Here is a 13,279-nt window from a genome sequence, read left to right on the forward strand (position 1 = left end):
ATGCTATCCATCACACGGTTGGGGTGACCTGCCGGGTCCCGGTGGGCAGTTGGGGGTCCGGTTCCCCGGGGGCCGGGCGCGAAGCGGGGTCGTCCGGGGGCGCCCCGAACCGGGAGGAGAGGCCTTCGCGTCCGCCGTACCGCCTCGTAACGAGTGGCCACCGACGACTACGACTTGAACGCGTTCAAAGTTTGTGTCAGGTTGCGGCGTGCGTGCGTTCTTGAGCCCATCCGTCGCGCACGCGACCTGCGGAACCCGCTAGGGGTGGATAGTGTTGCGTTCCTGTCGTACTGCGCTGATCTCGCTCGCCATGGCCCTCGCCCTGACGGCCTGCGGCAGGTTGACCGTCATGCCGCCGCCCGAAGGCGAACCGGTCGTTCCGAAGCCGGCCGAACTTGCTACCACGTGGACCGATGCCGACGGCGGCACCCTCACGCTGAAGCCGGACGGGACTTTCATCGCCGACAAAGTCTGCATCGCCTACCGCTGGGACGAGGGTTTGACCGGGTCCGGAACAGGCACCTGGGTGCAAGACGCCAACAAGAAGCACACCTTCGTCGGTGTGACCGTCGACGCCGCTCACCCCGAAACGGGTGAGCGGGAGCCCGACTCCTACGACGCCTTGAGGCAAGGTAAGGTCCTGAAGCTCTGGGCCGCCGTCGGCGATCCGGACAACGACTATCCGAACTGTGTCCTGACCAGCCCTGCGAGTTGACCAGGTTGCCGCGCGGCCCGGGTGAGCTGCACACGGTCCGGCGTCGCCCATGAGCGGTCTTCGTCGATCGTGCCCCCCTGCCGTGATGGAGGATCAGCCGTCGGTAGTGCCGGGCAGGGCCTCGGTATCGGCGGTGGCGCAGACGGTGGCCATGCTCTCTTCGGCGAGGTAGCGGCGGGGGAAGACGATCCATGCGTCGTGCATTTCGGCCGGCACTGCGGTGGCCAGTCGTAGGACGGCCTCGGGGTTGGGGAAGACCTGGACGACGTCGGTGCGGCGTTTTATCTCGCGGTTGATCCGTTCCAGCACATCACCCCGACCACCTCGCGGTTTCCACGCTCGCTGACGCCGGTAGCGATCACCACGGCCTGCGAGACGATCTGATGGTTCACCCGGGCCTTGACGTAGGTGGCGTCCAAGAACAGATAGGGAAAGCGGGTGTGATCCAGCGGCCGGGTACGGAAAGCCGTCAGTTCCGCATCCATCCCGGCACAGATCCGCGAGACCTCACTCTTGGAGATGCCGGTGTCCGCACCCAGGGCTTTGACCAGGTCATCGACGCTGCGGGTGGGCACCCCGAGGACCTTGCCGTTTTCCCGGAGCGTCGCACGATGGCCGTTGCCTGTTCAGGGGGCACGAAGCCGAGCAGCGGAAGCACGTGCTGGGTGCACCGACCCAGGTTCACCGCCTTGATTCCCCTACACCACGACAGGGGACACGATCCGAGAGGCCCGCCATGCCCTCCTCCGGCGCGGCCGGTACCAGCCACGCCGGCGCCCGGGTTCATCTTGCGGTCGGTGGTGACAGCGCGGGCGGGTCGAGCAGTGCGCACTGCAGGGCAAGCCGGCGAGCCCGCGGGCTTGCGGATGGTGGGAGGGCGGCGGGCGGAGGCGGGGTCCGAGAGCATGGAGCGGATCCGGGTGCGCCGATGAGTTTCGCGCTGTCCGGCGGTCTACCTTTCGTAGGCCTGAAGAATTCACAGCCAGTCCGGGAAGGCGAGGAACATGAAATACATGATCCAGATGAACGTGCCTGCGGCCCAGTGGGACGCCATCATGTCGTCGTACTCCAAGGACGACAAGGAGGCCATGTTCGCCCACATGAACGCCCTCAACGATGACATCAATTCCGCTGGTGAATGGGTCGACGGGCAGGGCCTCGGCGGCCCCTCTCAGGTCAAGACGGTGAGGGCCGGAAGCGATGGACGCCCGCAGATGACCGATGGACCGGCCCAGGCCGGACAGAACATCCTGGCCGGGTACTGGGTGGTCGACGTCGAGAGCGAGGACCGGGCCCTGGAGATCGCCGCACGGGCGTCGGCGTGTCCCGGCCCGGGCGGGAAGCCCGGCAACGACCCGGTCGAAGTGCACCCGATCTCCGACAGCCCGCTGGAGGCCTGATCCGGCGCGGCCGATGCGGGTGCCGGGAGCGGAGCGGTTCACGCGAGGGCGAAATCGAGCCGATTGTTCGACTACTTGCGCGAATCGAAGAGCGGCCTCGAAGCGGTGGACCGCTCGTTCGGCTGGGCACCCGGACAATCCCTTGCGGCTCAGGCTTGCCCGCCTGGCCCGACGGCGCGGTCACCGCTGGGGGTGCTGGGATCCGGGTACGGGTCGTCGGCTCGAGGCGTGCTGGCCGGCGACCAGGATGCCCGTGGGATCGGCCTGCCCCCTGCGGGAGCGGTGGGAGGAATCCAAGGAACAGGGCTCCTCGCGCAGCTACGCGAGCGTCCGCGAGTACGTCCGCTCCGTGCTCCGGGACAGGCCGCAGCCCACCGGCCCGCCGCCGCCGACGGACCGCACCGCCACCCGATGGATCCTCACCCACTCCGACGCTCTGCAGGAACCCGACAAGGTCCAGCTCACTCGGTTGGAGGGCCACCGGTTTCCCGAATGGATCGAGGCCACAAGGGCCGCCGACCTGCCGGCCTCCAATTCTTCGCTCGGCACTTCGAACGCGGTCTGGACGCCGAGAGCGCGCCTTGCTCCACTCCTGCAAGCCCAGTCAGGACGCGTCCTCGACGAGCCCGAATCCCCCCGGGAACCCTTCCAGGAACTCCCGGCGGGCCAGGTCGGGCTCCGCTTCGGCCGTCGCCCTGACCAAGTCGATCAGTTCCTGCCGCTGATCCGCCGACAACTGGCTGAACAGGTCGGCGACGCCCTCCAGCACCTTCACGGCGTCGTCCGGATCCATCTGCTCGTCCTCGCTGCCCTCGATGAACCACAGGACACCAACCAAGGCGTCGACCAAGGCGCGGTTCAGAGACGGATATACGGGCATCACAGCGGTCTCCTAGCAGGTAGAGTCCGGCCATCCCACCACACGCCACTGACTTCCATCACTTTCCGTGAACCTTCACGGAAAGGAGAACAGGGCCCGTTCTCACCTACAGGGCCAGCAGCGGCTTGGCCGTGAAGGCGATCCGACCAGCCAGAACTGACCGGCTGTCGGCACCGAACCCTGTTGCGAGGTTACGAAGTTGATGCAGGAATTGTGGGTTCCGGCATAGCGCTGGCTCTCGCTGCGCTGCTGGAGTCGGGTGGTGGCGTACTTCTTGTTGCTTCTTGTTCCGGCCGGTCTGATCCTGCCGTTCGTCTTCGCGGGTCGGGCCGTCGGTGTGCTGGCTCGGGCCGGCGGGCCGCGGCGTGCCGACAGTGATGCCTGGCTGCGGACTGCCGGCTTCGCCCAGGCGACGATTGCCGTGGGGGTGTACGCCTGGGGCCTGCTGCACGTCACCGGCGCGGTCATGTCGGCGGAGGACGGTGGGACCAACTCGATCCCCATTCCGCCCTGCCGCACACCGGGCTGGGAGCACCGGGCGGAAGGGATCGCCGGCTACCGGGTGGAGTACGTGCCTCTGCGGTTCGTGTGCGAGACCGACGACGTCGGCGACTACGCCACCTCCGTCCCCGGCCGCGTCAACCCGGTGGCCTTCCTCCTGGGCCTGGGAGCCGTCGTGTGCTTCACCGTTGCAGCTCTGGATTCCGGCAACAGCCGCGAGCAGGCCGACACGGGGACGTAGTGCGTCGCCCGCGCCTTCGGTAGCGCGGGCCCGATGGCGCGTCCGTGCGTCGCTGAGGCGTGTGCCGAAATGCCGAGAAGGGCGCAGCTGGCCCGGGCGGTGCACCCCCGGCCGTCGAAGCACGTCAGCGACGCTTCGTCAGCGCATCGACTTCCACGCCCGCGCCGGGCTTGATTCGCCGAGCACGCCACGTCACCAGCGTGTGCACCGGCAGAGCCACGAGGGCCACCCCCGCTGCGATGCGGATGGCGGTCCAGGTGATCTCGACAACGGGGCCCTGCAACGGAGCCTCCGTCTCCAACCGCACCGAGGTCTCGAAGAAGGCGGTCAACGGGATGAGCAGCCGGAACGGGAGACCACCGATACCGGGCGTGCGCGCAAGGTTTCCCAACAGCCCCACAGGGGCCCCGAAGACGAAGGCCGCCATCCCCCAGACAAGGATCTTGGAAGCAGTCTCCTCTCCGGACCCGTAGGAGATGACCGCACCGACAGGGGCAGTCGGGAAGACGAATTTGAAGACGTAGTACACGACCACGGCCACGGCCAGTGCCGATGAGGCCAGCACCGGCGACTCGATCTTGGACCGGCGCGAGAACCCCACCAGAAAGGCGAAGCCCGCCCACGCCCACCCACTGGAGAAGACGAGGCCGGCGGCCTGGCAGATCGGGTTGTCGAACTTGCCCATGAGCGGGCCGGCTACAGCCAGCGCCATGGCCGCCATGAGGGCAACCACGGTGGCCATGACGCGGGTGCGCGGAAAGTGCACGATCGCTCCATTCCGAAGACGGTGTGTGAAGATTCGACCTTGCCGGGTCCGTCAGCACGCCGCCGGGGCCGCGCTGAAGAACCCCCGGGCAGTGGCCACGAGGTTCGACAAGCGCGCCTACATCTTGCACGGGCACCGGCACTGTCGCCTCGATCCGACTCTGGCTCCGCCATGACCTCCGCCGGACCTAGCTTCCGGTCGTGCCGTCGAGCATCTCGCGCAGGATGTCCAGGTGGCCGTTGTGTCGGGCCGTCTCCTCGGTGAGGTGGAGGAGGATCCAGCGCAGGTCGACGTGGAGGCCGTCGCGGACGGCTCGCTTGGCCCGGTCGTCCAGGCCGTTCCCGGCGACCAGCTCGCGGTAGCCGGCGCTCTGTTCGGCGTATTCGTCGAGCAACTGCGTGAGCGGGAAGTCGACGGCCATGCGCATCTCGCGGTCGGGGTCCTCCTCGGTCCAGGGGCCCCGGTCTTCCTCGCCGAGGAAGACCACCTGGAACCAGTAGTACTCGACCCAGCGGAGGTGGTTGATCACTCCGCTCATCGTCATCAGCGGTGAGCCCGGCAGGAGCGCCTTGCGAGCGTTCTCCGCGGACACGCCCTCGCACTTGGCGCGGGCGGTGTCACGTGTGTAGTCGAGAAACGTGGTGAGCTGGGTGCGCTCGTCCCACGCGGGCGGCGTGTCGTCGATTCTGGTCATCGCGCGAAGCGTCCCCGATCACCGCGATCGATGTCGAGGCATTTATCGACGGGCCCGACCCGCTCCACCCAGCTCCACCGCCGGGGCCGACCAGCCCGATCCGCCGGACAGGCCTTGGCCGCCCCGCTGATCGCCCCTGGCGCCGCGTCAGTTCCGTACCGGGCGGCCGGTGCAGGTCTCGGACGTGACAGGCGAAGCCGGCAGCCTCGGCTGGTCGACGTCGTGTTGTCGGGGGCCAAACCGTCCTCGTACGAGACCGCACCCGCGTCCGCACCCGCCGCCACCACAACGCCCGTACCCACGCCCACCGTCACACCAAGCGCGGTTTCTCCATGAGCTCCGACAAGCCCTACCTGACCGGCCACTACACCCCGGCCCTCGATGAGATCACCGCCACCGAGCCGACCGTCGAGGGGGCCCTTCCCCCGGCGCTGACCGGCCGACTGCTCCGCAACAGCCACAACCCCAAGCCCGGCGTCACCCCCGCCCACTGGTTCAATAGCAACCTGGAGGGCGACGGCGACGGCGACCGTGCCGGCTCCGGCAGCTGAACGCCGGTGGCCCCGGGGGACTCCACCCCCGGGGCCGGCTCCGGCTCAGGGGGCGATCGGGAGCTGTCGCTTGTGCTCGGTCAGGCGGTAGCGGTGGGTGATGGCCGCGAAGGCGGCCTCGCCGACGGGCTTGCCCTCCAACAGGTCGTCGATGTCGTCGTAGGTGACGCCGAGCGCCTCCTCGTCGGGCCGGCCCGGCTTCAGTGTCTCGAGGTCCGCCGTCGGCGTCTTCAGGGTGAGGCCGGCGGGCGCGCCCAGAGCCTGGGACATGGCCCGTACGCGCCGCTTGGTGAGGCCGGTGAGCGGCACCACGTCGGCCGCGCCGTCGCCGAACTTGGTGAAGAAGCCGGAGACCGCCTCGGCGGCGTGGTCGGTGCCGACCACCAGGCCCTCGTGCGCGCCCGCGACCGCGTACTGGGCGATCATGCGCTGCCGGGCCTTGATGTTGCCGTGCACGAAGTCCTGGTGGTGCGCGTCGCGGAAGAGCGTGCCGCCTGCCAGCACCGCCTCCAGCGCCGCGTCGCTCGCGGACTTGATGTCGACGGTCAGGATCCGGTCGGGCCGGATGAACTCCAGCGCCAGCTGCGCGTCCGCCTCGTCGGCCTGGGTGCCGTACGGCAGCCGCATCGCGTAGAACGTCGCGTCCTGCCCCGTGGCACGGACCCGCTCGACCGCGAGCTGGCACAGCCGGCCGGCGGTGGTGGAGTCCACGCCGCCGCTGATGCCGAGCACCAGGGAGCGCAGGCCCGTGGAGGTCAGCTGGCCGGCGAGGAAGGCCACCCGGCGTTCGATCTCCTGCTGGGCGTCGAAGGACGCGCTCACCTGGAGATCCCGGGCGATCTCCTGCTGCAGGGGTATGGACGCCAGGTCGGTCACGGTTGCTCCTCGGTCGGTCCCGTGGGCGGGTTCGGGGCGCGCCGCAGGGCCGGGGCCACGGGCGCGTGGATGGGGGACGGAAGCACTCTAGAGGACGGCTGCGACCGCCCGCTCAAGGCATCCGCCCAGGTCGCGCCAAGGCATCCGCCCAGGTCGAGCCGGGCATCCGCCCTGGTTGGGCCAAGGCATCGGGCCGGTAGGCCGAGGCATCCGGCCAGACCGGCGCGGTCCCCCTGCGCCGCCCAGGCGCGGCGGACCGGCCCACGGCCTACGCGTCCGGCCGTCAGCCTGTTGGCCCACCGCTGCCTGACAGCCGTCACCCGGGGTCCTACGCTGCGCAGTGCGCATGCTCCCGGGCATCCAGCAGCGCACCGCTGTCGCGACCTCGAGCGCCGCCCGACAGTGCCCAGACCCGCCGGCGAGGTCTCGCCCCCCTGGCGGGCCTGCCCCGACCTCCGGCCGAAAGGTCTGCCTCCCGATGTCCCCACGCACCCTGTGCGGCTCCCCGCCCCGGACACCCCGACGCCGCCGCCCGAGCTGGGCGTTCCAGCTGGCCGCCGTCCTGCTCCTCAGTCTGATCAGCCTGCCCGTGGCCTCGGCCGCCCCCGTCCGCGCCGACGTCGGCGACATCACCGAGTACTCCCTCCCCACGGCCGGCAGCTTTCCCGGCGACATCACCACGGGATCGGACGGCAACCTCTGGTTCACGGAGGTGGGCATCAGGAAGATCGCCCGGATCACTCCCACCGGGGACCTGACCGAATACCAGCTGCCCGGCGACGACAACAGCCCCTTCGGGATCGCTGCCGGGCCCGACGGCAAGCTGTGGTTCACCGACATCAGCCGCCGGATCGGGAACATCACCACGGCGGGCGACATCACCGAGTACGACCTGCCCGCGGGCAGCGGCACACCGTTCGCCCTCACCACGGGGCCCGACGGGAACCTCTGGTTCACCGAGATCTCCGGCAACCGGATCGGGAAGATCACCCCCAAGGGCCAGATCACCGAATACCCCCTGCCCAACGCCGACAGCGGCCCGGACGTCATCACCGCCGGACCCGACGGGAATCTGTGGTTCACGGAGCTCTTCGGCAACCGGATCGGGAAGATCACTCCTCACGGCCAGATCACCGAGTACTCCCTGCCGACCGCTGACAGCGGCCCGGACGGGATCGCCGCCGGACCTGACGGGAACCTGTGGTTCACCGAGCAGCTGACCGACGGGATCGGACGGATCACTCCCGACGGGGACCTCGCCCGCTACCCGCTGCCCAACCCGGGCAGTCTCCCCGTCCGCATCACCGCGGGGCCGGACGCCAACATGTGGTTCACCCAGATCGGCGGCGACCGCGTCGGACGGCTGGAGCTCGACGCCGGTCCGCCCCGGGCCGACCTGGCCGTCCGCCTGACCGCTTCGGCCACCGTGCGCGGCGGCGCCGAGTACACCTATGCCGTCACGGTGACCAACGAGGGACCCTTCGCCGCCGAGGACCTGGCCGTCACCCTGACCCTGCCGCGCGGGGTGCCGGCCAAGGCCGCGCCCCCCGGCGCAGACCGCCGCAGTCCCACTCCGCTGACCTGGCACGTCGAGGCCTTGGGCGCCGGTCAGCAGCGCGTCTTCCACGCCACGGTACGGGCCGGCCAGCGGCCCACGATCACCGCCAAGGCCGCCGTCACCTCCCGTACCCCGGACCGGAACAGGAGGAACAACACCGACACGGCCACCACCCGGGTCTTCGGCCGCTGAGCCCCGCCGCCCCGGGCCCCGGACCATACGCACCCGGTGGCGCCGACCGACTCCCGATCGGCGCCCATCAGCCCTCCGGGGCCGGCTGTCCGCCGATCCCGGCAGCGGAGATCGTCCGGCGTCTCGCGCCGGACCAACAGCCGGGCCCGGGCCCCGCCCGGTCCCCGCCCGGCCCCCTGCGCGCCACCTCCTGAAGGGACCCCTGACGGCAGTCGGCCCGGTGTGTACGCATCGCTGACGGCCGCCCCGGATCGGTAGGCTGGGACCGCCGGGGCCTGCGACGGGGAGGTACGGGATGGGGAACACCGCGACCGCACCAGAACCGGAACCAGGGCCCGCGGCGGGACCCGGGCCAGGGCCGGGACCCGCGCCAGGGCCACGAGCAGAGCAAGGAACGGGGCGGGTATCCGGATCCGGCGCCGATCCGGGGCTGTACGGCCCGGCGTCCGTCACCTGGCAGTGCCACGGCGACCCGATGATGTGGATCGCCGGCGTCCGGGCGCTCTACCTCCAGGCGCTCCACCCGCGCGCCGTCCGCGGAGTCATGGAGAATTCCGACTTCCGCCGGGACGCCTGGGGACGGCTGCTGCGCACCGCCGACTTCGTCGGCACCCTCACCTACGGCACCAGCGAGGCCGCCGAACGCGCCGGCGGCCGGGTCCGCGCGATCCACCGCAAACTCTCCGCCACCGATCCGGACACCGGCGAACGCTTCCCCGTCGACGATCCCGAGCTCCTGCTGTGGATCCACTGCGCGCAGATAGACAGCTTCCTGCACGTCCTGCGCCGCTCCGGCGTCCGGCTCACCGCCGCCCAGGCCGACCGTTACGTCGACGAGAACCGCGTCAACGCCCGCCTCGTCGGCCTCGACCCGGCCGGGGTCCCCGCCGACACGGCCGGGCTCGCCGCCTACTTCGAGCGGATCCGCCCGGAGCTCGCCGCCGGTCCCGACGCGCACTCCGTGGACGACTTCCTGCGCGGCCCGCCCGTCCCTGCCCTCCTCGTGCCTGGCCGAAACCTGCTGTGGCGCCCGCTCGCCGGCCTCGCGTACGGTTCCCTCCCCGGCTGGGCCCACCAGCTCTACGGGCGACCCGCGCCGGCGCCGCGCAGCATCACCCGGCGCCTGCGCCTCACCGGACGCGTGTTGCGCAGCATTCCCGCAGGTCTGCGCTGGAAGCTGCCTCCAGGTCACATCTTGAAAGCGATGCGTCGCATGGGCCCCGGGAGCCGCCCCTCGCCGTACACACTGCGTACATCAGCGGCCATACTGGACCGGCCGGGGAGGGCGTAGCACGACAACGGGGGCGGCTTTAAGACATGGCGGAGTCCAGACTGATCCAGGGCCGGTACCGGTCGCTCGATCTGATCGGGCGCGGCGGCATGGGCGAGGTGTGGCGCGCCCGCGACGAATCGCTGGGCCGGCAGGTCGCCGTGAAGTGCCTCAAGCCGATCGGCGCCGAGCAGGACGCCCACTTCACCCAGGTGCTGCGCGAGCGGTTCCGGCGCGAGGCGCGCGTGGCCGCCTCCCTCCAGCACCGCGGCGTCACGGTCGTCCACGACTTCGGCGACGACAGCGCCGCGGGCGGTCCCCTCTACCTGGTCATGGAGCTCCTCGAAGGCCGCAACCTCAGCCAGCTCCTGGAGGACAACGAGACCCGCCCGCTCCCCGTGGACGTGGTCGTCGACATCGCCGAGCAGATGGCCGCCGCCCTCGGCTACACCCACGACCAGGGCGTCGTGCACCGCGACCTGAAACCCGCCAACATCATGCGGCTCACCGACGGCACCGTGAAGATCTGCGACTTCGGCATCGCCCGCCTCGCCCACGACATCGGCTTCACCGCCAAACTCACCGGCGGCGGCATGGCCATGGGCACGCCGCACTACATGTCGCCCGAGCAGATCGCCGGCGGCGAGGTCGACCACCGCAGCGACCTCTACTCCCTCGGCTGCGTCCTGTACGAGATCGCCACCGGAGCCCCGCCCTTCGACCTCGGCGACTCCTGGTCGGTGCTGGTCGGCCATCGCGACACCCCGCCCGTGCCGCCGCGCGAGCACCGCCCCGAACTGCCCGGCTATTTCGAGCAGGTGGTCCTGGACCTGCTCGCCAAGCGTCCTGAGGACCGCCCCGGTGACGCCCGCCACGTGCACCACCGGCTCGTCGAGGCACGCCTGGGACGGGGCGGGCTGCCCGGAGCCCAGGCCCCGCTCCCGGCGTGGGCCCGCGGGATGACCGCCGGGCGCAAGGCCGGGATCGACGCCCGCCCCGCGAGCGGTGAATGGGCCGTGCTCACCGGCTCCTGGACGGCCGCCCGCCCCAGCGGCGAACAGCCCGTCGCCCGCGCGAGCGGCGAACAGCCCGTCGTCCGGCCGAGCGGCGGGCACCCCGTCGTGGGCCCCGCCGCGCACATCGTCCGCCCCGAGCCCGCCGAGGACCCGCGGCTCACCGCGGCGTACGGCTTCCCGCGCGGCGCCGGTCCGCGGGAGACGGGCCCCGACGCGCTCGCCGCGGGCCACGCGCGCGCCTACGCCCTCAGCCGCGCGGGCCGGCCGGAGGAGGCGCTCGCCGTGTACGCGGCCGTGGCCGGCGGGCGCGCGCGGGAGCTCGGCCCGGACCACGCCGACACCCTCGCCGCGCGCCAGGAGACGGCGTACGAACTGGGCCGCCTGGGACGCCACCAGGAAGCCCACGACACCTACCGCGCGGTGCTCGTCGCCCGCGAGCGGACCATGGGCCCGCTCCACCCCGACACCCTGCGCTGCCGCCACAACCTGGCCTGCGCCCAGGGCGCGCTGGGCCGGTTCGAGGAAGCCCACGCCACCGCCGCCGCGGTCGCCGCCGACCGGGCCGCCGTCCTGGGCCCCGAGCACGCCGACACCCTGCTGACCCGGTACGAGGCGGCGTACGCGCTCGGCCGCCTGGAGCGCTGGCAGGAGGCCCTGGCCGGCTTCCGCGAGGTCGCCGCCGTACGCGAACGCGTGCTCGGCCGCGACCACCCCGACACCCTGGCCGCCCGCTACGAGGTCGGCATCGCGCTCGGCCGCACCGGGAACAGCGCCCAGGCCCTCGACCTGTTCCGGGCCCTGGTCCGCGACCGCACCCGCGCCTACGGGGCCGCCGACCCCGAGACCCTGCGCGCCCGGCACGTCCTCGGGGTCAACCTGGGCCGTCTGGAACGCTGGGAGGAGGCGGTGGCCGAGGCCCGGCAGGTGGGCGCCGTACGGGCCGAGGTGCTCGGCGTCGAGCATCCGGACACCCTGGTCAGCCGCCGGGAACTCGCCGTCGGGCTCGGCCGGCTGGGCCGCTGGGAGGAGGCCCTGCCCATCTACCGGGAACTCTCCGGCATCCGCGAACGGTCCCTGGGCGACGAGCACCCCGACACGGCGCTGGCCCACGCCGACGAAGCCCACTGTCTGGAGCGGCTCGGCCAGGTGTGTTACCAAGAGCCATGACGACCTTCGGGCGGGACGTGTACGACGACGTGATCGTGGGCGGCGGGCACAACGGCCTCGTGGCCGCCGCGTACCTGGCGCGGGCGGGCAGATCGGTCCTCGTCCTGGAACGGCTCGGGAACACGGGCGGTGCCGCGATCTCCAGCCGCCCCTTCGCGGGCGTCGACGCCCGCCTCTCGCGGTACTCGTACCTCGTCTCCCTGCTCCCCGCGAAGATCGTGCGCGACCTGGACCTGAGGTTCGCGGTGCGCCGGCGCACGATCTCCTCGTACACGCCCGTCGAACGCGACGGCCGGCCCGGCGGCCTGCTCGTCGGCGGTGGCGAGGAGCGCACCCGGGCCTCCTTCGCCCGGCTGACCGGCTCGGACCGCGAGTACGAGAGCTGGCGCGCCTTCTACGGGACCACCGGGCAGGTCGCCCGGAAGGTGTTCCCCACCCTGACCGAGCCGTTGCCCACCCGGGCCGAACTGCGGGCCCGGATCGACGACGAGGCCGCGTGGCGGATGCTGTTCGAGGAGCCGCTCGGGGAGGCGGTGGAACGGCACTTCACGGACGACCTGGTCCGCGGGGTGGTCCTCACGGACGGGCTGATCGGCACCTTCGCGGACGCGCACGACCCCTCCCTGGCGCAGAACCGCTGCTTCCTCTACCACGTCATCGGCGGCGGGACCGGGGACTGGGACGTGCCGGTCGGCGGCATGGGCGCCCTGACGGACGCCCTCGCGGCCGCCGCGCGGGCCGCCGGGGCGGAGATCGCCACCAGCCACGAGGTGCTGCGGATCGACACGGACGGGACCGCTCCGGCCGAGGTGGTGTTCCGTACCGCCACGGGCGAGGGCCAGGTCGTGGGCCGCACGGTGCTGGTGAACGCCTCGCCGCGGGCCCTCGCCGAACTCCTCGGCGAGGCGCCGCCGAAGCAGGCGCCCGAGGGCGCCCAGCTCAAGGTCAACATGCTGCTGCGCCGGCTGCCCCGGCTGAGGGACACCGCCGTGGACCCGCGCGAGGCCTTCGGCGGCACCTTCCACATCGCCGAGGGGTACGCCGAACTCGCCCGGGCCCATGCGGAGGCCGCCGCCGGGGAACTGCCGTCCGTACCGCCCTCGGAGATCTACTGCCACTCGCTGACCGATCCGACGATCCTCGGACCGGAGCTGGTGGAGCAGGGCTACCAGACGCTCACCCTCTTCGGCCTGCACACCCCGGCCCGGCTGTTCGGACACGACAACCACCAGGCCCGCGAGGTACTCCTGACCGCCACCCTCGCGCAGCTCGACACGCACCTGGCCGAGCCGCTCACCGACTGCCTCGCCTTCGACGCGGACGGCCGCCCGTGCATCGAGGCGAAGACCCCGCTGGACCTGGAACGCGAACTGGGGCTGCCCGGCGGGCACATCTTCCACCGCGACCTGTCCCTGACCCTTAAAAACAACTTAACCCGCCGCACCTTCAAAA

Annotated in this window: 12 protein-coding genes and 2 pseudogenes; 8 read left to right on the forward strand and 6 right to left on the reverse strand. The window is 71.5% G+C overall.

The features are described from left to right. Positions 1-310 precede the first annotated feature (310 nt). A complete protein-coding gene (locus PV721_RS33765; RefSeq protein ID WP_319731111.1) occupies positions 311-715 on the forward strand; it encodes a hypothetical protein in 405 nt (134 codons plus the stop codon). A 162-nt stretch (positions 716-877) separates the two neighbouring features. Here the strand turns inward: PV721_RS33765 and PV721_RS44115 are convergent. Next, positions 878-1,018: pseudogene (locus PV721_RS44115) on the reverse strand (transposase); the annotation flags it as partial. Between the two features lie 11 nt (positions 1,019-1,029). Further along, a pseudogene (locus PV721_RS44120) lies at positions 1,030-1,299 on the reverse strand (transposase); the annotation flags it as partial. Between the two features lie 420 nt (positions 1,300-1,719). On the opposite strand from PV721_RS44120, the gene PV721_RS33775 reads away from it, so the two are divergent. After that, the gene (locus tag PV721_RS33775) at positions 1,720-2,115 is read left to right on the forward strand and encodes a YciI family protein (RefSeq protein WP_319731112.1); all 396 of its coding nucleotides are present in this window, start codon (positions 1,720-1,722) and stop codon (positions 2,113-2,115) included. Between the two features lie 604 nt (positions 2,116-2,719). Here PV721_RS33775 and PV721_RS33780 read toward each other — a convergent pair. Continuing rightward, complete coding sequence (locus tag PV721_RS33780) at positions 2,720-2,995, reverse strand: hypothetical protein (RefSeq protein ID WP_319731114.1); 276 nt, start codon at positions 2,993-2,995, stop codon at positions 2,720-2,722. Between the two features lie 262 nt (positions 2,996-3,257). Between PV721_RS33780 and PV721_RS33785 the strand changes: the two genes are divergently transcribed. Continuing rightward, positions 3,258-3,737 carry a hypothetical protein gene (locus tag PV721_RS33785; protein ID WP_319731116.1) on the forward strand — a complete coding sequence of 160 codons (480 nt, stop codon included), beginning with the start codon at positions 3,258-3,260 and terminating at the stop codon, positions 3,735-3,737. 124 nt (positions 3,738-3,861) lie between these two features. Here PV721_RS33785 and PV721_RS33790 read toward each other — a convergent pair whose 3' ends face one another. After that, on the reverse strand, positions 3,862-4,503 hold the full coding sequence (locus PV721_RS33790) for a hypothetical protein (protein WP_319731118.1): 642 nt from the start codon (positions 4,501-4,503) through the stop codon (positions 3,862-3,864). Positions 4,504-4,690: 187 nt separating this feature from the next. Beyond that, on the reverse strand, positions 4,691-5,197 hold the full coding sequence (locus tag PV721_RS33795; RefSeq protein ID WP_319731120.1) for a DinB family protein: 507 nt from the start codon (positions 5,195-5,197) through the stop codon (positions 4,691-4,693). Positions 5,198-5,529: 332 nt separating this feature from the next. On the opposite strand from PV721_RS33795, the gene PV721_RS33800 reads away from it, so the two are divergent. Beyond that, the gene (locus PV721_RS33800) at positions 5,530-5,748 is read left to right on the forward strand and encodes a hypothetical protein (RefSeq protein WP_319731121.1); all 219 of its coding nucleotides are present in this window, start codon (positions 5,530-5,532) and stop codon (positions 5,746-5,748) included. Between the two features lie 45 nt (positions 5,749-5,793). Here PV721_RS33800 and nadE read toward each other — a convergent pair whose 3' ends face one another. Continuing rightward, a complete protein-coding gene (nadE, locus tag PV721_RS33805; RefSeq protein WP_319731124.1) occupies positions 5,794-6,624 on the reverse strand; it encodes an ammonia-dependent NAD(+) synthetase in 831 nt (276 codons plus the stop codon). Positions 6,625-7,102: 478 nt separating this feature from the next. Between nadE and PV721_RS33810 the strand changes: the two genes are divergently transcribed. From PV721_RS33810 to PV721_RS33825, 4 genes are all read left to right on the forward strand, one after another. Continuing rightward, complete coding sequence (locus PV721_RS33810) at positions 7,103-8,374, forward strand: hypothetical protein (RefSeq protein WP_319731126.1); 1,272 nt, start codon at positions 7,103-7,105, stop codon at positions 8,372-8,374. Positions 8,375-8,669: 295 nt separating this feature from the next. Continuing rightward, a complete protein-coding gene (locus PV721_RS33815) occupies positions 8,670-9,665 on the forward strand; it encodes an oxygenase MpaB family protein (protein WP_416371241.1) in 996 nt (331 codons plus the stop codon). 26 nt (positions 9,666-9,691) lie between these two features. Beyond that, entirely contained in the window at positions 9,692-11,827 is a 2,136-nt protein-coding gene (locus tag PV721_RS33820) for a serine/threonine-protein kinase (protein WP_319731127.1), read from the forward strand. Next, positions 11,824-13,279 (forward strand): NAD(P)/FAD-dependent oxidoreductase (locus PV721_RS33825; RefSeq protein WP_319731129.1); only part of this gene is annotated, 1,456 nt, incomplete at its 3' end. The genes PV721_RS33820 and PV721_RS33825, both read left to right, overlap by 4 nt.

The organism is Streptomyces sp. MB09-01 (genome assembly GCF_033794505.1).
Lineage (GTDB): Bacteria > Actinomycetota > Actinomycetes > Streptomycetales > Streptomycetaceae > Streptomyces.

Coding starts and splice junctions, on each gene's coding strand:
- PV721_RS33815 (WP_416371241.1), top strand. CDS start 8,670: ATGGGGAACACCGCGACCGCACCAGAACCGGAACCAGGGCCCGCGGCG.
- PV721_RS33765 (WP_319731111.1), top strand. CDS start 311: ATGGCCCTCGCCCTGACGGCCTGCGGCAGGTTGACCGTCATGCCGCCG.
- PV721_RS33775 (WP_319731112.1), top strand. CDS start 1,720: ATGAAATACATGATCCAGATGAACGTGCCTGCGGCCCAGTGGGACGCC.
- PV721_RS33810 (WP_319731126.1), top strand. CDS start 7,103: ATGTCCCCACGCACCCTGTGCGGCTCCCCGCCCCGGACACCCCGACGC.
- PV721_RS33820 (WP_319731127.1), top strand. CDS start 9,692: ATGGCGGAGTCCAGACTGATCCAGGGCCGGTACCGGTCGCTCGATCTG.
- PV721_RS33800 (WP_319731121.1), top strand. CDS start 5,530: ATGAGCTCCGACAAGCCCTACCTGACCGGCCACTACACCCCGGCCCTC.
- PV721_RS33780 (WP_319731114.1), bottom strand. CDS start 2,995: ATGCCCGTATATCCGTCTCTGAACCGCGCCTTGGTCGACGCCTTGGTT.
- PV721_RS33795 (WP_319731120.1), bottom strand. CDS start 5,197: ATGACCAGAATCGACGACACGCCGCCCGCGTGGGACGAGCGCACCCAG.